Annotated in this window: 18 protein-coding genes; 14 read left to right on the plus strand and 4 right to left on the minus strand. The window is 42.4% G+C overall.

What is annotated here, in order from left to right; translation table 11 throughout:
• Positions 1-9: 9 nt before the first annotated feature.
• The 7 genes from garR to QU661_RS02185 all read left to right on the plus strand — a co-directional run bounded on the left by garR (position 10) and on the right by QU661_RS02185 (position 7609).
• A complete protein-coding gene (garR, locus tag QU661_RS02155; protein WP_304990124.1) occupies positions 10-900 on the plus strand; it encodes a 2-hydroxy-3-oxopropionate reductase in 891 nt (296 codons plus the stop codon).
• Between the two features lies 1 nt (position 901).
• Complete coding sequence (locus tag QU661_RS02160; RefSeq protein ID WP_304990125.1) at positions 902-2329, plus strand: four-carbon acid sugar kinase family protein; 1428 nt, start codon at positions 902-904, stop codon at positions 2327-2329.
• 10 nt (positions 2330-2339) lie between these two features.
• On the plus strand, positions 2340-3644 hold the full coding sequence (locus QU661_RS02165; protein ID WP_304990126.1) for a four-carbon acid sugar kinase family protein: 1305 nt from the start codon (positions 2340-2342) through the stop codon (positions 3642-3644).
• A 29-nt stretch (positions 3645-3673) separates the two neighbouring features.
• Positions 3674-4672, plus strand: coding sequence for a 4-hydroxythreonine-4-phosphate dehydrogenase PdxA (gene pdxA, locus QU661_RS02170; RefSeq protein WP_304990127.1), 999 nt, complete (start codon positions 3674-3676; stop codon positions 4670-4672).
• Positions 4673-4699: 27 nt separating this feature from the next.
• Complete coding sequence (locus tag QU661_RS02175) at positions 4700-6112, plus strand: GntP family permease (protein ID WP_304990128.1); 1413 nt, start codon at positions 4700-4702, stop codon at positions 6110-6112.
• A 128-nt stretch (positions 6113-6240) separates the two neighbouring features.
• Positions 6241-7080 (plus strand): class II fructose-bisphosphate aldolase, encoded by an 840-nt coding sequence (locus tag QU661_RS02180; RefSeq protein ID WP_304990129.1) that lies wholly within the window; start codon positions 6241-6243, stop codon positions 7078-7080.
• A gap of 1 nt (position 7081) precedes the next feature.
• Positions 7082-7609, plus strand: a complete 528-nt coding sequence (locus QU661_RS02185; RefSeq protein ID WP_304990130.1) for an HD domain-containing protein — start codon at positions 7082-7084, stop codon at positions 7607-7609.
• Positions 7610-7666: 57 nt separating this feature from the next.
• On the opposite strand, the gene mnmA is transcribed toward QU661_RS02185, so the two are convergent.
• Positions 7667-8734: a tRNA 2-thiouridine(34) synthase MnmA gene (gene mnmA, locus QU661_RS02190; protein WP_304990131.1), complete on the minus strand. Its 1068-nt coding sequence runs from the start codon at positions 8732-8734 to the stop codon at positions 7667-7669.
• Between the two features lie 191 nt (positions 8735-8925).
• Here mnmA and QU661_RS02195 point away from each other — a divergent pair, with 191 nt between their 5' ends.
• From QU661_RS02195 to QU661_RS02225, 7 genes are all read left to right on the plus strand, one after another.
• Positions 8926-9288, plus strand: a complete 363-nt coding sequence (locus QU661_RS02195) for an ArsR/SmtB family transcription factor (protein WP_304990132.1) — start codon at positions 8926-8928, stop codon at positions 9286-9288.
• Between the two features lie 93 nt (positions 9289-9381).
• The gene (locus QU661_RS02200) at positions 9382-9600 is read left to right on the plus strand and encodes a cation transporter (RefSeq protein WP_304990133.1); all 219 of its coding nucleotides are present in this window, start codon (positions 9382-9384) and stop codon (positions 9598-9600) included.
• 56 nt (positions 9601-9656) lie between these two features.
• Positions 9657-11558, plus strand: coding sequence for a heavy metal translocating P-type ATPase (locus QU661_RS02205; protein WP_304990134.1), 1902 nt, complete (start codon positions 9657-9659; stop codon positions 11556-11558).
• Between the two features lie 112 nt (positions 11559-11670).
• On the plus strand, positions 11671-12102 hold the full coding sequence (locus QU661_RS02210) for a Fur family transcriptional regulator (protein WP_304990135.1): 432 nt from the start codon (positions 11671-11673) through the stop codon (positions 12100-12102).
• A 24-nt stretch (positions 12103-12126) separates the two neighbouring features.
• On the plus strand, positions 12127-13485 hold the full coding sequence (locus QU661_RS02215) for an MATE family efflux transporter (RefSeq protein ID WP_304990136.1): 1359 nt from the start codon (positions 12127-12129) through the stop codon (positions 13483-13485).
• Between the two features lie 40 nt (positions 13486-13525).
• Positions 13526-13774 (plus strand): hypothetical protein, encoded by a 249-nt coding sequence (locus tag QU661_RS02220; protein ID WP_304990137.1) that lies wholly within the window; start codon positions 13526-13528, stop codon positions 13772-13774.
• Positions 13775-14011: 237 nt separating this feature from the next.
• Positions 14012-14719 (plus strand): queuosine precursor transporter, encoded by a 708-nt coding sequence (locus QU661_RS02225; RefSeq protein ID WP_304990138.1) that lies wholly within the window; start codon positions 14012-14014, stop codon positions 14717-14719.
• A gap of 87 nt (positions 14720-14806) precedes the next feature.
• On the opposite strand, the gene QU661_RS02230 is transcribed toward QU661_RS02225, so the two are convergent.
• The 3 genes from QU661_RS02230 to QU661_RS02240 all read right to left on the minus strand — a co-directional run bounded on the left by QU661_RS02230 (position 14807) and on the right by QU661_RS02240 (position 18637).
• Positions 14807-15439 carry an ECF transporter S component gene (locus QU661_RS02230; protein ID WP_304990139.1) on the minus strand — a complete coding sequence of 211 codons (633 nt, stop codon included), beginning with the start codon at positions 15437-15439 and terminating at the stop codon, positions 14807-14809.
• A gap of 443 nt (positions 15440-15882) precedes the next feature.
• The gene (locus tag QU661_RS02235) at positions 15883-17088 is read right to left on the minus strand and encodes a class II aldolase/adducin family protein (RefSeq protein WP_304990140.1); all 1206 of its coding nucleotides are present in this window, start codon (positions 17086-17088) and stop codon (positions 15883-15885) included.
• A 259-nt stretch (positions 17089-17347) separates the two neighbouring features.
• The gene (locus QU661_RS02240; protein ID WP_304990141.1) at positions 17348-18637 is read right to left on the minus strand and encodes a glycosyltransferase family 4 protein; all 1290 of its coding nucleotides are present in this window, start codon (positions 18635-18637) and stop codon (positions 17348-17350) included.
• Positions 18638-18731 lie beyond the last annotated feature (94 nt).

The raw sequence follows: 18731 nt of genomic DNA on the forward strand, positions 1-18731 counted from the left end.
AAGATGGATATGAAAATCGGATTTGTTGGTCTCGGAATTATGGGACGTCCTATGGCAAAGCACCTTGTAAATGCAGGCTACGATGTGATGGTTTCTGATTTAAATCAAGAACTCGTTAGTGAGTTAGTTGACATGGGTGCGGGCACTGGTAGCTATAGTGAAATCGGCTCGCAATGCGATATCGTGATGATGATTCTGCCGAATGCAGATATCGTTAAGTCGGTAATTTTCGGTGAAGGTGGAATTGCTAGCTCAATGAAGAAGGGTAGCATCATAGTCGACCACAGCTCGGTTACCCCAGTTGAATCTAACGAGTGTTACTATGAACTCAAGGTGAAGGGCATTAGCTTCCTCGATGCACCAGTTTCTGGCGGAGAACCGGGTGCAATATCTGGCTCTCTAGCGATAATGGTAGGTGGAGACCAAGAGGCCTTTGATGTAGCGAAGACATATATGGATTCATATGCTTCTTCAATGATACTTACTGGTCCAAGCGGCAGTGGTAGTGTTACGAAGCTGGCTAATCAGATAATTGTAAATAATAATATCGCAATCGTATCAGAAGCGCTCGTATTTGCATCTAAGGCTGGAGCTGATCCAGAGAAGGTATACAAGGCGATTCGCTCTGGGCTTGCAGGTAGTGCCGTGCTAGATGCAAAAGCACCTATGATGATAGACAGAAACTTTGTGCCTGGAGGAACTATAAAGGTCAACCATAAGGATATAACAAATGTAGTTAAGACCGCACATTCGATTGACGCACCAATTCCATACAGCGCCCAGCTATATGAAATAATGCAGGCTCTCAAGGTGCACGGACATCTAGGTGACGACCATGCGGGAATTGTTCAGTATTTTGAAGCTCTTGCTGACTGCAAGGTAGAGAAGAAGGAGAACTAAGATGGCAATCAGCGCTGACGTTCTAAAGAAATACAAACCGATAGATGAAAAAGCAGTGGACGAACTGCTGGCTAAGGAGATTAAGAATAACAATAAGAAAATAGTAGTTCTCGATGATGACCCTACAGGAGTACAGACTGTTCACGATATATCTGTATATACTGGATGGGACGTTGATAGCCTTAGAGAGGCTTTTGAGGAAGAGAAGAACCTGTTCTATATACTCACAAACTCCAGAGGATTTACCGAAGAACAGACGAGAACTGCTCACCTTGAAATTGCCGATGCTGTTGATAGAGCGGCTAAGGAATCGTCAAGAGATTATATTTTTGTAAGCCGAAGCGATAGCACGCTGCGTGGTCACTATCCGTTAGAGACAGAACTACTCAAGGAGTGCTACGAACACAATACGGGTGCGCAAATTGGTGGTGAGGTTTTATGCCCGTTCTTCAAAGAGGGTGGACGATATACGATTGGGGATGTACATTACGTTAAGTATGGCGACGAGCTAGTCCCTGCACATGAAACAGAATTTGCCAAGGATAAAACATTTGGATATACGGCGGAGAATCTTCCAGATTACATTGAGGAGAAGACTGCAGGTGAATACAAGGCAGAGGACGTAATCAGCATTTCACTTGAAGATATTCATGATATGAATTTTGACAAGATTGAATCACAGCTGATGTTGGCTGATAACTTCAATAAAATAATCGTAAATGCCATTGATTACGCCGATATAAAGGTGTTTGCGGTTGCTCTATTTAGAGCGATGAATGCTGGCAAGATGTTTATGTTTAGGACAGCCGCTGCACTGGTAAAGGTTATGGGAGGGGTGTCCGACATCCCGCTATTGACACGCTCAGATATGATAGTTAATGATACCGAAAGCGGTGGTATCATAGTAGTTGGCTCTCACACAGCAAAGACAACATCTCAGCTAGAATGCCTCAAGGAGGTATCTAGCATAGAGTTCATTGAGCTCGATGCAAATCTTGTCAGAGATGAAGGAGAATTTGCGAAGGAAGTAGATAGATGCGTGGCGCTTGAAGAGGAATATATCAAGGCTGGCAAGACAGTCTGCTGTTACACATCAAGGTCGATAGTAGTTGCTAATACTGGTGATAAGGAAGATGAGCTCAGACTTTCTGTCAGAATTTCCGATGCGGTGCAGTCGCTAGTGGGGAGACTCGCGGTTACGCCAAGCTTCGTTGTTGCGAAGGGAGGAATAACATCGAGTGATGTTGGCGTAAAGGCCCTAGCTGTAAAGAGAGCTACGGTTCTTGGACAGATAAAGCCCGGAATCCCGGTTTGGCAGACTGGAAGCGAGAGCAAGTTTCCGAACACTCCATATGTTATCTTCCCAGGCAACGTAGGTGAAGCTGTTACCTTGAGAGAGGCCGTGGAAGAGCTGATGAACAGGAGATAAGGAGACGAAAATGTCAGAATGTGTAGTAATCGCTGATGATTTAACAGGTGGCAATGCGACTGGTGTACTTCTTAAAAAGATGAAATACAAAGCGCATACTGTCATTAACCTAGCGGCTATAGAACCGTCTCAGCTCGCTGAATGTGACTGTGTGATTTACCCGACTAACAGCAGAGGTCTGACATCAGAAGTCGCATATGATAAGGTGTATGAGGCATGTGCAGCTCTAGCTAAAGAGGGAACTATTCTATATTCGCATAGAATCGATAGTACACTGAGGGGAAATCTTGGAAGTGAGACGGACGCTATGCTAGATTTTCTCGGAGAGGAATATATAGCAATCTGTGCACCATGTTTTCCTGCTACTGACCGCATCGTATGCGGCGGGTATATGCTTGTGGATGGGGTGCCACTACATAAAACTAATATCGCTATCGACCCGAAGACCCCTGTAAAAATATCTGAGGTAGCCGAGCTATTTCGCCAACAGAGTAAGTATGGCGTGGTTTCAGTTAGACTTAAGGAACTCATGCATGGCAAGCATTATCTCGCAGATATTATAAATTCAAATGTAGAGCAAGGTAATAGGATAATCTGTTTTGACTGCATAAGCCAAGAGGATCTCGACTTGATTGCAGATGCTTGCATAACCAGTAAGAAGAAGATAGTTGCAGTTGATCCTGGAGTGTTCACGACGACACTTGCTAGAAAACTTATCGTACCTAAGGATCAGCAGGTGGACAGCAGGATACTTGCAGTTGTAGGAAGCGTAAATCCCAATGCTAAGGTCCAGATGGAAAACCTATGGTTAGCACAGCGTACCCATAGAGTTATGGTTGTAACCAAAAGATTGCTCGAAAGTGAGGTTGCTCGTAAGCACGAGATAGAAAGAGTGGTAAAGGAAGTGCTCGTCGGCTGTAACAAGAGGCAGGTGACAACGGTCGTTGGGGATGGTATTTATCCCGAAAACCGCATAGATTTCAGACCATATATGGATTTACTACAGTGCTCGATGGATGAAGTATCTTGCATAATAAATGATTCTTTCGCAGAGATCGCTTATGAGGTGTTTAAGAAAGAAACATCTTTCAGAGCTATGTATACAAGTGGTGGTGACATTACAGTTGCCGTATGCGATAGATTTAATACTGCGGGACTCAGGCTGCGAGACGAGGTACTGCCTCTTGCCGCTTATGGTAAATTCCTAGGTGGAGAATTCGATGGGGTTCACTTGATCACGAAGGGTGGAAGTCAAGGCGGACCTGATGCAATTAACTTATGTATAACGTATCTTAAGGAGAAACTATACATTTAAAACTAATATCGTAGAAAGGAAGTATATATATGGAAAAGCCAATTATTGCGGTTACGATGGGCGATCCAGCTGGAATCGGTCCAGAAATCGTCGTAAAGTCTATTGCTGACAAGACAACCTTTGATATAGCTAGGTGCATCGTTGTTGGAGATAAGAAGGTAATGGCGAAGGCCATTGAGATTGTAGGAGCCGACCTCAAGATTAACACCGTTGATAGCCCTGCAGATGGAGATTATTCTTACGGTGTGCTCAACATGATTGACCTAGATAATATTGATATGAGCAGGTTTGAATATGGCAAGGTAAATGCTATGTGTGGACAGGCTGCATTTGACTATATAAAGAAGAGTATCGAGATTACTATGGATAAGCAGGCCGATGCAGTTGCGACGACACCTATCAACAAGGAATCACTACATGCTGCAGAGGTGGATTTTATTGGACATACGGAGATATTTGGGGCGTTAACAGGCACGGCGGATCCGCTTACGATGTTCGAGACAAACGGGTTAAGGGTATTTTTTCTAACCAGACACAAGTCTCTTAGAGACATGCTTGATGATATCAAAAAGGACAGAATTATAGACTATGTAGAGAGATGCACCGGGGCACTGAGAAGACTTGGTGTTAAAGATGGAACGATGGCTGTTGCAGGTCTTAATCCGCACTCTGGAGAACATGGACTCTTCGGATGGGAAGAAGTTAATGAAATTGCTCCAGCTGTTCTTGAGCTCAAGGAGAGAGGGTTTAGTGTTGCGGGACCAGTTCCTGCTGATTCTGTATTCCATCAAGCTGCGCAGGGAAGATACAACAGCGTCCTATCCCTATATCATGATCAGGGGCACATAGCTACGAAGACGCTGGACTTCGATAGAACGATTTCTATAACCAACGGAATGCCAATCCTACGCACATCTGTAGATCATGGTACGGCATTCGATATCGCTGGCAAAGGCATTGCAGGTGCTGTCAGCATGGAAGAGGCTATTAGACTGGCTGCAAAATATGCACCATTCTTTAAGCAGTAATATATTATTTTCTTAAGGAGGACTATTATGATTAATGGCCTAGACGGGCAGAGGATGCTGATTGCACTTCTAATCGGTATTGCAATACTTATTATCCTCGTGCTCAAAACCAAGGTACAGGCTTTCTTGGCACTTATTGTCACTACAGTCATCGTTGGAATTATCGGAGGTATGCCTCTAGCTACTGAGATGATTAAAGTCGATGGTATTGAGAAGCCGTTTGGTATTGTAAATTCCATCACAACTGGTTTCGGAGGCACTCTAGGGAACATCGGAATCATCATCGGTTTCGGAGTTATGATGGGAGAAATTTTCGAAGTTTCAGGAGCTGCGAAGCGTATGGCTTACTCTTTTCTGAGATTATTTGGAAAGGGAAGAGAAGAAGAAGCGTTAGCTCTGACTGGATTCTTCGTATCGATTCCGATTTTCTGCGATTCAGGATTTATTGTACTTGCACCTATCGCTAAGGCTCTATCAGAGTCAACTAAAAAATCTGTAATCGGACTTGGAGTTGCTCTCGCATCAGGTCTTGTAATCACTCACTCACTCGTACCACCTACACCAGGACCTCTTGGAGTTGCCGGTATCTTCGGTATAGATGTTGGTAAGTTCATACTATTGTCACTGGTTCTAGCTGTTCCAATGACATTTGCTTGTATAGCTTACTCCAGAAAGATTCTATCGAAGAAGTTCTATAGGTTGGTTAATAAAGACGGAGTTATCGAAAAGGTTGAATACCAGGAACCAGATTACGAAGCCGCATTTAACATGGACATGTCCGGTGTTCCTGGAACATTTGAATCGTTTGCTCCACTGCTTCTTCCTATTGTGCTCATACTTATCAACACAGTTGCAACCGCTATGGGCAAGACAGATGGCATAATGAAGGTTCTTATCTTCCTTGGACAGCCAATCGTTGCGGTTGGACTGGGCCTAATCGTTGCTATATTTACACTCGGAAGACCTTTCAGTAGAGAAGAGCTTCTAGCTGCTATGGAGAGAGGTATGGCAAGCGCTGGTATCATCATGCTGGTAACTGGCGGTGGTGGTGCTCTCGGTCAGATCATCAAAGATTCTGGACTAGGTACATACATGGCAGATGGACTTGCAAAGGCTGCAGTTCCGATGATCATACTACCACTCGTTATTTCTACAGCAATGCGTTTTATCCAGGGGTCTGGTACCGTTGCGATGACGACAGCTGCAAGTATTTCTGCACCTATCCTAATCGCTGCAGGTGTTAACCCAATGCTTGGAGCAATTGCATGCTGCGTAGGATCATTATTCTTCGGATACTTCAACGACAGCTATTTCTGGGTTGTTAACAGGACACTCGGAGTTTCAGAGGCTAAGGAACAGCTTCAGGTTTGGTCAATCACATCTACAATTGCGTGGGCAGTCGGTGTTGTGGAAGTAATTGCACTCAGTTTCTTTATGTAATACATTGCATATAAGAGGATGAGGATATACAATAAAGCGATTAGATTGCAGGCACCGTATTGCTCGGTGCCTGTGTTATTTAGGATAGATATATCCGTTTAGACTCAAATAGACAAGGGGTACAAAATATGAGTTTAGTAACTATGGATAAGCTTGTTCAGCGTGCATGGGAAGATGGCAGCTGTATTCCCGCATTTAATGTAGGGAGCCTAGAGATGATTAGCGGTGCAATTAGAGCCGCAGAAGATCTTGATAAGCCGATAATTATTCAGATTGCCGAAAGACTGCTTAAGTATTCTCCGCTCGAATACATTGGACCAGCGATGGTGAATGCAGCTAAGGAGGCAAAGGTAGATATTGCCGTAAACATGGATCACAGCAACAGTTTTGATGTGATAGAAAAAGCTTTAAAACTTGGGTTTACATCAGTAATGTATGATGGTTCTACTAATCCGTATGAAGACAATATAGATGGAACCCTCCAGGTTTACGAGCTTGCAAGAAAGTACGGTGCGTCAGTTGAGGGGGAACTTGGGCTAGTTGGTGGTAGCGAGGATGGTTTAAGTGACCATGGCATTAAGTGCACAAATCCTAACCTGGCATACGATTTCTGTGAGAGGACTGGAGTTTCAGCTCTTGCTGTGGCTATTGGTAATGCTCACGGCGATTACCCTGTAGCTCCAGAGCTAGCATTTGATATACTGGAGGAGATAAATCAGAAGGCTGGTAAGCCACTGGTGCTCCATGGTGGTTCAGGTCTTACAGACGATGATTTTAGAAAGGCTGTATCACTAGGGATTTCCAAGATTAATATTGGGACCGCAAGCTTTAAAAATGTTACTAGATTCGCAGCCAGCTACCTTGCAAGCAAAGGAAAGCATGACTACTTCGGTCTAAATACTGCGATGACACAGGGAATGTATGAGAATGCATTTAGACATATCAAAGTGTTTACAGGGATTGAATGATATGCATATTGATAAAGAAAAACAGAAGGAACTATTCGCTAAGTATAATACGCCAAAGCATGTACAGCGTCACTGCGACGAGGTTGCGAGAGTTGTCGTGGTTATCGCTGAACGCCTTAAGGATAAGGGAATACAAATCAATGTGGATGAACTACGAGGTGCGGCATTGGTTCACGACATGTTAAGAACAGAAAAAAATCACGATAAGCTTGGAGCAGAAGTCTTGATGAATATGGAACTTCCACATGAAGCTGAGCTTGTGAGGCGTCATATGACATATTATCCATTTAATCATGCAGATAGATTTAAGGAGATAGATATACTATGTCTTGCTGATCGTCTTGTAAAAGAGGATCGTTATGTGGGTTTAGATGAGAGGATGCAGTACCTGATTGATAAGCCTGGCAAGACTCCAGAGCGAACAGAAAGAATCTTGAACGCAAAGGCTCATACGCAAGAGATAATAGATGAGATAGAGGGAGTCTTAGATATCTCTCTTGACGAACTGTGTCACAAAGCAGCTGAATAGACATGATGTGTTTTTAGTCTATTTTGCCTTGATTATATGAGTGTAATGTGTGATATATTAGATAATTTTTCCTCCACCTACGACATAGTCACCGTCGTATACAACGACTGACTGCCCTTTTGTTATGGCACGCTGAGGTTCATCGAAGACGATTGTAACTTCAGTTTCGCTTATAGGCGTAATGGTGGCCGGCGCTTCTTTGTGCTTATATCTAATTCTTGCCTTAGCTCTGAAAGGCGCATCAGGGCAGGCTATTGAAACCCAGTTGAAATTATGCGCGGTAAGCTCGTTAGTGTATAGATCCTCGTTTGAACCGAGCACTACTTCGTTGTTCTCAACGTCGATATACTGTACGTACATCGGGTGTTTAAGTGCGAGCCCTAGCCCTTTACGTTGACCAATTGTGTAGTGTATTATGCCCTTATGGATACCGAGTATATTGCCGTCCATATCTACAAAATTGCCAGAAGCAATCTTCTTACCTGTATATCTCTCGATAAAGGCTGAGTAGTCACCATCTGGGATAAAGCATATATCTTGAGATTCCTTGCGATTCGCATTGATAAAACCGTGATCCTCCGCAATCTTTCTGGTTTCTGATTTGTGCAGTGAACCGAGAGGAAACATCGTATGTGATAACTGCTCTTGACTTAAAGAATAAAGCACATAACTCTGATCCTTAGATAAATCGACAGCTTTCTTAAGCTTATACCTTCCATCTTCTCCGTGTTCGACAATGACGTAATGGCCAGTGGCAATATAATCCTGACCTAATTGATTTCCAGCTCTAAAGAGTTCATCGAACTTTAGAGTCCTATTACAATCAACACAAGGATTAGGTGTGATTCCGTGTTCATATGCACTTATAAATTTGCTTATAACCTTTTCTTCAAACTCTGGTCTGAAGTCGCAGACCTCAAACGGAATACCTAGGCTCTGAGCGACACTCTTTGCGTCATTTATATTCTCAAGGCTGCAGCATGTTTTTGCATCACTGCCGATAGTATCATTATCATACAGCCTCATCGTTACTCCTGTTGCATCATTACCCTCCTCTTTGACAAGAAGAGCTGCTACACTACTATCCACTCCGCCGCTCATAGCGACGAGAACTTTCTTTTTCATTTCTAGTCTCCTATTTTCATTGAATAACTGATTATAGCACAACTATTGTCTTTCGTAGTATTAGATATAATACATGGATTTAATCAAAGACATATTGACACCCTTTATGCAAAAGAGTATATTATAGATGAATATATGAACAAATGCTCATATGAATGATTGTAATTTTTATTTCTGAAGTGGGAGATTGTATGGTAAAAGATTTAGCGCCTAACTGCGAGGTTAACGAAGTACATGGAAGCACTGTAGAAAGGGTTGTCGGAGCGATGCCTGAAGAAGAGGAGATATTTGATCTATCCGAGCTCTTCAAGGTGTTTGGTGACTCAACAAGGATGAAGATATTATTTGCACTCTTTGAAGAAAAGATGTGCGTATGCGACTTGGCAGAGGCATTGGGTATGACACAGTCGGCGATTTCTCATCAGCTAAAGATTCTTAAACAGGCTAAGCTAGTCAAATTTTCAAGGTCAGGTAAGCAGGTTATCTATGAGCTTTCAGACGAGCATGTAAGAATTATCATCGCTGTCGGTAAGGAACATATCGAAGAAAGATGATTTAGAAGAGAGCATATATACTTTCTTCAATAATATGATAGGTGCAATGTTTTAAAGCTTTAAGGAGTATACTAAGCGGAAAAGGAGTAAGAGATGAAGAAGAAATTTAAGTGCGAAATTGATTGTGCAAATTGTGCAGCAAAGGTAGAGGACGCAATAAATAAGTTAGATGGAGTAGAGGAAGTAAAAGTAAATTTTATGGCTCAGAAAATCACTCTCGTTGCCAATGATGATAGATTCGATGAAATTCTAGAAGCAGCTATTAAGACAGGTAAGAAGATTGAACCTGACTTTACAGTAGAGATGAAGTAGTACTTAGATTAGGGTTACTTTTTGGATAGCGTATTGAGAGATTAGGGGCTATACTGATGAGCAAGAAGCAAATAAATAGGAGAAATAGGATAGCAGCATCACTCGTGTGCTTCTTAGTATTGATGATACTCGAGTTTGTAGGCGTGTTAGATGGAATTCACGGATTTGTGCTGTTTATAATTTACTTCATTCCATATATTATAGTCGGTAATGATGTAATCATAAGAGCGGCAAAGAATATCAGAAATGGTCAGATCTTTGATGAGAATTTTCTTATGATGATTGCAACATTTGCTGCATTTGGACTGGGCTTATTTGGAGACACACAGTATTCAGAGGCACTCGCCGTCATGCTTTTCTATCAGATAGGTGAAGCATTCCAGGATTATGCTGTCGGTCAGTCGAGAGCTTCTATTACTGAAATGATGGAGATTGCTCCCGAATCAGCATTTGTACTTAATGGAGATGAGACTGAAGAGGTAGATCCTGAGGATGTCGAAATAGGCAGCATGGTCGTGGTTAGACCTGGCGATAAGGTTCCACTTGATGGAGTAGTAATCGAAGGAGAGTCTTTTATCGATACGTCAGCTCTGACAGGGGAATCTGTCCCTAGGAGAGTTTCTGAGGGCGATGATATCATATCGGGATGTGTAAACGGCGAAGGTATGCTCAAAATTAGAGTTACCAAAGAGTATGATGATTCAACAGTCGCAAAGATTTTAGAACTGGTTGAAAATGCTAGTGCTAGGAAGGCTGTCCTCGAGAACTTCGTAACGAGATTTGCGCGTGTGTATACACCTATAGTTACTATAGGTGCTGCGTTTCTGGCTGTAGCCATGCCTCTTGTGTTCGGCTTATCATGGTCAGATGGTATAGAGAGAGCCTGCAACTTCCTGATTGTATCTTGTCCATGTGCACTCGTTATTTCAGTTCCGCTCGGGTTCTTTGGAGGCATTGGGGCAGCATCCAAGATTGGAGTTCTCGTAAAGGGGAGCAACTTCCTCGAAGCAGCAGCGAGCCTTGATACAATGGTCTTTGACAAGACGGGAACACTCACAAGGGGAGAATTTAAAGTATCAAAACTTGTACCAGCAGAGGGTACAACTGAAGACGAGTTAATAGAACTCGCCGCATATGGCGAAGCATTTGCAACACATCCAATAGGAAAGTCAATACTAGAAGCCGCAAAGGATAAGGAAATTGATAAGAGTAGGCTTGAAGATGTGATCAATCTAACCGGAAAAGGCACATCAGCTATGTTAGATGGAAAATCTCTACTTGTAGGTAGCCGTAAACTTCTCGATGAAAATGAAGTAGAAGATGTGAGTGGAGTATATGGCTCCGAGCTGGGAACTATCACATTTGTATCGTATGACGAGAAGTATAAAGGATATATAGTGGTATCTGATACCATTAAGGATGAAGCTAGAGAAAGTATCGCTGAACTTAAGCGTGAGGGTGTCAAGAAGGCGGTTATGCTCACGGGCGACAGGAAAGCGACTGCAGAGGCTGTAGCCAAAGAGCTTGGACTCGATGTAGTTAGGTATGAGCTGCTTCCAGCTGACAAGATTGAGGAGGTTGAGAAGCTCATAGAAGGAAATCATAATACTGGGGCTAAACTTGGCTATGTAGGAGATGGAATAAACGATGCTCCTGTGCTGATGAGAGCTGATGTCGGATTCGCCATGGGGTCGCTAGGATCAGATGCGGCAATAGAGGCAGCAGACATCGTTCTGATGGATGATGATTTGCGCAAGCTACCACTGATCTTAAGAATAGCTAAGCGAACGATGCGGATTGTAAAATCTAATATTGCATTTGCTATAGGGGTAAAGCTCATCATTCTTGCATTGTCTGCACTAGGACTCGTTTCAATGTGGTATGCAGTGTTTGGAGATGTAGGAGTTAGCATCATATGCATTATAAATTCGATGCGCGTACTTAAATTTAAACAGTAGTAATTCTTAACCGTGTGCGTTTGACTTACTAAGAAACTTGTCATAAAATTAAATTGGTTTTCAATTCTGAAGAGTTGAAAACCAATTTTTCTTGAATTATAGCGAGGCTTAGATGGAATCGAAGAAGAGATATAAGACAAAACAGTACGATGAACTTGTTGAATACATATCGTCAATCCCGGGACAGTATTTTACGGTGAACGAACTATACGTACACTTCGCTGGCATGGACAAGGCGATTGGAGTCACAACCTTATATCGTCACCTGCAGAGAATGCTCGATGAGGGGATTGTAAGCAAATATGCGGTAGGAACAAACGGAGCCGCTTGCTTTGAATACGTTGGTGATGGAGCGCCTCATGAAGCTGTAAGTGTTTATCATTGCAAGTGCGAAGGATGCGGGAAGCTCATCCATGTTCACTGCGATAAAATTAAGGATATAGAACAGCATCTGATCGATGAACATGGTTTTAAAGTCGATCCGTTTCGCACTGTCTTTTACGGTATATGTGAAACATGTATGGATAAATCTAAAGAAAGGTAACTGCAGGTACAGAAGGGATTATAGATGAAGTCGAATGATATGAGTGACCTCCTCCATGGTAGTATATGGAGGAAGGTTTTAATTTTTGCATTACCGCTAGCGCTGACTAGTGTGCTACAGCAGCTATTTAGTGCCGCTGATGTTGCTGTTCTCGGAACATTTGTCGGTAAGAATTCTATGGCAGCTGTAGGTAGCAATGCACCGGTTGTCGGATTGATGATCAATTTATTTGTTGGAATCTCAGTTGGTGCTAACGTCATGATGTCTAGATATACAGGAGCTAACGATGCCGATGGAGTTAGTAGGACAGCGCATACTTCGGTTGTGCTTGCAGTGTTAAGCGGAATCACAATCGCTGCTGTAGGTAATATAATCGCAAGTCCTATAGTCAATATACTTGGTGTTCCGGCTGATATCGCTCCTCTGGCTATTAGATACTTGAGGATATATTTTTGCGGAATGCCATTCGTAATGCTCTATAACTTCCAATCTGCTATATTTAGAAGCCAAGGGGATACTAGGACTCCTCTGATATGTCTTGCTATATCCGGTCTTGTGAATGTCGCATTAAACCTATTTTTCGTCATAGTGGTAGGAATGGATGTAGAAGGTGTTGCTATCGCTACTGTGATAGCTGATGCATTAAGCTCTTCGCTTCTATTCTATTTTCTAAAAAAGCACAGTGGAGCAGTAAGAATTTTTTTAAATAAGCTAAGAATAGACAAGAGGATAACGAGAAATATTCTTAGAATCGGAATTCCTTCAGGTATGCAAGGTATGGTGTTTTCGATATCTAATCTGCTAATTCAGTCTGCGATCAACAGCCTCGGCACTGATGCTATGGCCGGTACAACGGCTGCCTTCAATATAGAGATTATGGCATACTTTATTTCAAATGCATTTGGACAGGCTGCAGTTACGTTTGTCGGACAGAATCACGGAGCTTCGAATTATCGAAGGTGCAAAGATGTAGTAAAGCAGACATTGATCCTAAACTGGATTTCGATGATTGCCTTCGGTGTCTCAGTGATCGTATTCGGCAAGGAGATGCTGAGTGTATTTAATGATGATATGGCAGTGATAAAATTCGGCTATATAAGACTGGTTATACTTATGGCTGGTGAGGTTCTAAACTCTACAATTGAGACATTATCTGGAGGTATGAGAGGATACGGATACTCACTAAGTCCAGCAATAGTAACGCTTTTAGGTGTATGCGGTTTTAGAATAATATGGATTTACACGTTCTTTAAATTTAACCCAACATGGTTTAACCTAATGCTCGTGTATCCGGTAAGTTGGGCTGTTACATCGGCAATGATGGTTGTTGCATACAAAAGAACTATCAAGAAGGTCTTGCCTAAGGGGGAGTTATTAGTCTAAAATGTAATAGCTAAGACAGAGGGTTCGAAAGGAGATAGAGATGAGATTGCCTGCGCCTATTGAAAAATTCGCAGAACAATATTTTGTGCCACATGCTAGCGCTATAGTCTGGGCAGCGATACTAGTTATCTTTGCGCTGTTCGGTTACGTATGTTATAGAGCTAGGTCTAATAAGCCAATAAAATGGATTCTGCTTTTGGCGTTTTTAGTATGGGCATCGGTGCTTGTGCTACTCACAATAATCACCTTTGCTAATGAGGAAGAGGCTTTTGTCTTTTTAAACGTGTAAGCTAATTCTAGAGACAATTTTATACAGCAGTTCGAAACCATCCTGCTTTATCAAAACTACGGGTACTAGGAATACGAAAGTAAGCCGGCGTTTTGTTTTGCGTCGGCTGTTTATTTTTGATTAATTTTATCAGCGGCAGCTGTGTGATAATATGCGCTGTTAGATATTATGATTGTCTTCTGGAAATTTGATGTGGAAAGGAGAGCTCGAAGACTTGAGTGTCCGAGCAAAAACAAAATGAGTAATGAATTACTACTAATTATCACGCTAATAGTCGAGTACAGCGCCGTAGTGCTCATGTACAAGTATCTTGGGAGAGACGGACTCTACCTATGGACGGTGCTTGCGACTATCACCGCCAACATTGAGGTTCTTATCCTCGTAAAGGCGTTCGGCATGGAGATGACACTCGGAAACGTGCTCTTTGCGACCACTTTTTTGGTCACTGATATTGCCAGTGAAATCTATGGGAAAAAGGATGCGCACAAAGCTGTACATCTTGGTATAGCAACGTCCATTGCGTTTGTGGTAATCAGTTCGTCATGGTTATTGTATTCGCCAAGCTCAAGCGATTTTGCATCACCTTCAATCAGGCAGATATTTGCACATACACCGAGACTCATGTTCGCAAGTCTAGCGGTATACGTAATCGTGCAGTATTTTGATGTATGGCTATATCATAAGTGGTGGGATTTCACTAATAAGAAGTTTGGTGATAGAGAAAGGTTCTTATGGCTCCGTAATAACGGCTCGACATTAATCTCACAGCTAGTGAATTCGGCGCTATACACTGTATTTGCGTTTGCAGGATTATACGATACCAAGACCGTAATAACACTGATATTCTCGACTTATATAATCTATATCGTTACAAGCCTCTGCGATACACCTTTCGTGTATCTTTGCAGAGCTATAGCTCGTAAAAAAGGGGATATAACTGCATAAATAATAGCCACGCATTGTATTATATGCTTGCGTGGCTATTTTTATTTTACATTATAGATTTCATAGTTTTCTACCGTTATAGCAATTTTATTCCTGCACACTTGCTGATTTATTATGACCAAGGTGCTTTGCAAGTGCCTTAGAAACTATAGTGCCGAGCACGCAGCATGTTACCGCCTCGATTAAGCCTTGAAGTCCCACGAGTGTGATTACAAAAGTTAGCGGATTGGTTGCACCAATTGTGTGAGCAAGCTTCTGTATATATCTGGTGTCGTAGAAGGCAATAACTAAAAATCCCATGAAGAATATCGTGTTAAGTAAGGGGGCACTTATTGCTCCAATCGAGTATGCGATGGTACGGCTTTTTAAAACTTTATTGATCGCTTTAAATATGATACCTGCAAATGCTCCCATGAGCACTCTCGTGATGACACATAGTACAAATGTCTTAAAGGGTGCGACTTGAAATAAAACTCCGCCCATTGCAGATGCACCAGAAATAGCATCTATAAAGCTTGCGATGCCGAAGACTCCGCCGAGTATAGCTCCAGCGAGTGGACCCATTAGTATCGCTCCGATTGCGACTGGAAGTGTGAGAAATGACATGTAGATTGGACCGATAGGCACACTGCCAAGTCCTGTAATTTTCATGACGAGTTCAACTGCAACGAGAAGCGCTAATTGCGCAAGAAATTTAGTATTGGATAATTTATCCTTCATATTTACCTCCTTCTGCCGTTCTGCTAGGATACAGCGATGAGTCGGGCATCCCCGAAGAAATGATTTACATGGCATGACACTGCACGGTGAAGTCTCTGTCGCGCGTATTGCTGCGATGATATTCGCACAGTAATCTGCCCGAGAGATTATAACAACTTGTGAGATATTTTACAACAAGCAACCTCGTAAATAAAAATGGAATTAAGTTGCGATTTGGCCTAATTCCATAAATTAATTTTCATAACTTTACTCATAGATGATAAGAGCGACGAATTTTACAGGTTCGTTTTTCTTGTTGGCCAGACTGTGACCTTCGCCAGGCCCCGTAAATGTGACATCATCAGCACGCTAAGTCATCTTGATTAAATGCGATATTTCAGTTAAATCGTTCGCTCTATAACATATAAAATGGCATGCAATTTATGCATGCCAACATTTGACTTTTAGTCCTCCTCAGGCTTGAGCAGAGACTCGTTATATCCGAGCATGTTGCATGCGGTGTCTTCTATGGCATCGGCCATAAGTGCGGCATTCTCTAGGCTCGTAGCACAGAAAATCGGACCTCTGTTCGCAATCACGCATATGCTATTGTGTCTTAGCTCCTTGAGGATACTTTCGATGAACTCAGGGGTGTGCGGCTCAACATGTTCGCTAGCGCTGACATCTCCGAGCAGCTCATGAAGGGCTGGGTTTGTAATTTTGAAACCAACTTGTGCAGCCGCAAATACCGAAAGTCCATGCGAATGTGTACGGATTATCGCTTTCCAATCAGGGTGCTCCCTATAAATGGCAGCGTGCAAGTCAAATTCGCTCGAAGGGACACGTTGGATGTGCTCGAATTCCAGTGTATTGATATCTATCTTGACGATATCCTCGGCACGAATTTTGTTATACTCCATAGCTGAAGGAGTTATCAGCATTTCGTTATCATTAAGCCTAACAGACAGGTTTCCCCATGAACCATGGAAGAGACCTTTATTCTTGAGCTTATGCGCACAGTCAATCATGTTGTTACGCACATCGAGTTCGTCTGTTGAGATGTTTACGAAAACAACATGCTTCTCAGAATTGACATTAGAATATAGGTGATTATGCATCTGGCGAGTGCGCATTGCCTCTTCGGCAGAAAGATGCTTTATTCCACCAATTTTATCACCGTACATCTCTGCCTCGATGCTCTTTTCGATAATCTTAACTATTGAAATCGCATCCTTCATATTACTGCTAGCACTGAATATTCCTTTGCTACGAACTATGCAGCCAGCTCTGTCTTTTAATGCAGTAAGCAAGGATTTTGCTGTAGTATCTTCGGTAATTTTTATATCAGTACCAACTATACCTGCTAAATCATAGAGCGCTGGTCTAAGCACATCAGCGTCTTTGGAGAAGATTGCTGAAGGTTCTGTACATGCAAAAATCATGACGTTAATATCTCGCCTAGTACTGAGTATCCTGCCCGCATCACCTGAACTCATATCATAAAGCTGTAGATCTGAATCCTTGATAGTATCCAGAACTAAACCAGGTCTCGACATGAGGTATGTTCTATTGTCAACCCTAGCGATAATTGATCCGTAAGCTTTGGTATATCTATCTGTAAAGTCGGAGGCATACTTAACAATAAGTTCCCTCACCTGTAGTTCGTTCATTTCCGTACCTTTCTATACTATTGCATTAGAGTAGTGCAGCCGAACATGATAGTTCGCGCTGCACTAATTATCTCATTATTCATAAAATTTCTAAATAAAAACCGCGATATAGGTATCCCGATGATTCTATGAACACAAGTATCAAGGCGATTCCACATGTACGAGTGTTCAGTTGATGATATGTATAAAATACCCATCTATCATTACGTGTAAATTATATCATCTAATGTGATTTTAAATGTGGAGAGAGCAAGGAAAGTTATACATATTTTAGTATAGTTTCCGTAACTCCGTCCCACGACGCTTTGCTCGTATCTGGATACACATAGTCATGACTATATCTATTGCTGTGGGCAAGTTTTAAAGCGGATATGAGCCCCCCTTTGAGTCGCTCTTTAAATGCAGAAATTTCGGACTCAAATGGTTCACCTGGAGCCTGCATCTTAGGCGGCTCTACCAAGATGGTATTGTCAGATACAATCTTGCTGGCCAGCCAACTCTGTATACCTGGCAGGCTGGTGCAGACGGGAATTGCGCCCGATGCCATCGCCTCTATCAGAACGAGGGGAAGGCCTTCATAGTATGAAGGGAGCACGAATATGTCGCTGGCTCTGAAGGCCGCGGCGAGCTCGGTCTGAGATAGCATGCCGAGGTAGAGGGCGCTGAATGGCAGGGCTTCGAGCTCGCCTGCATCGCCAGCACGGAGTGCTGGCTTCCCTGATAGGAGACGTGCGATTCCCTCCTCCTGACATCCGCCGGCAAGTCGGAGTTCAAAAGCGGGAATTTCACTATCCCTATCAAGCTCGGTCAAAGCTTCTACAAGTGGAAAAATTCCCTTAGCCGTGCTGAGCTTGCCGGCATAGATAATCTTATACGGCTCATCTAACTTTGACTTTTCCATATCTTTATTCATATTAAATATCTGAGAATTATACCCGGTTCCGATTACCTTAATCTTCTTATTTTGTATACCGTAAAGCTCATTGATTTGATTTTTTTGCTCATCGTGCAGAGCAAATATACCATCCAGCTTACGTATTCCAGAGATGATAGCCTCACGTCTAAATGGACAATTCTGAAACTGCCTTATGTCGGAGCCGTGTGATATGCCGTAGATTTTGCCATGAAATGAATCAGGTGCAAACTCTTTGATCATATCAGGAAGCATGGAAGTGAGCAAGAATAGGTGATGGCATAGGATTACATCTGGATCAAGCTCTCTTATAGCTCTTCCGATAGCTTTGCCAAAAGCGCTATAAAGCATATCTGCCATATCATCAGTTAGGGAATTGTATAGAGTGGAAGGGTATGGCATAACATCTGACATGCCAAGCACCTCAAATGGTAATTCACCCATAGAATTCCCGTGTGAATAATATACAGGGTAGGTACGTACAGAAGGAGGAAATTCAAATAAATCCTCATTATATACACCTGCAACCACGGCCTGCTTGTGACCATTTCTGTCAAAGGATTTTACCAGCTCTGTTAGGTATACGCCGCTACCAGTTGAGTGCGGCTTTTGTGTGCTAATACTTAATATTTTCATAGTGTTTATATTGTCTTATAAGTAAATTGCAGTGTCAATATCAATTGGAAAACTTAAAATTCTATCAACCAATATTTTCCGTATAACGAAATTG

This window comes from Mogibacterium neglectum, from assembly GCF_030644205.1.
Taxonomy (GTDB): Bacteria; Bacillota; Clostridia; order Peptostreptococcales; family Anaerovoracaceae; genus Mogibacterium; species Mogibacterium neglectum.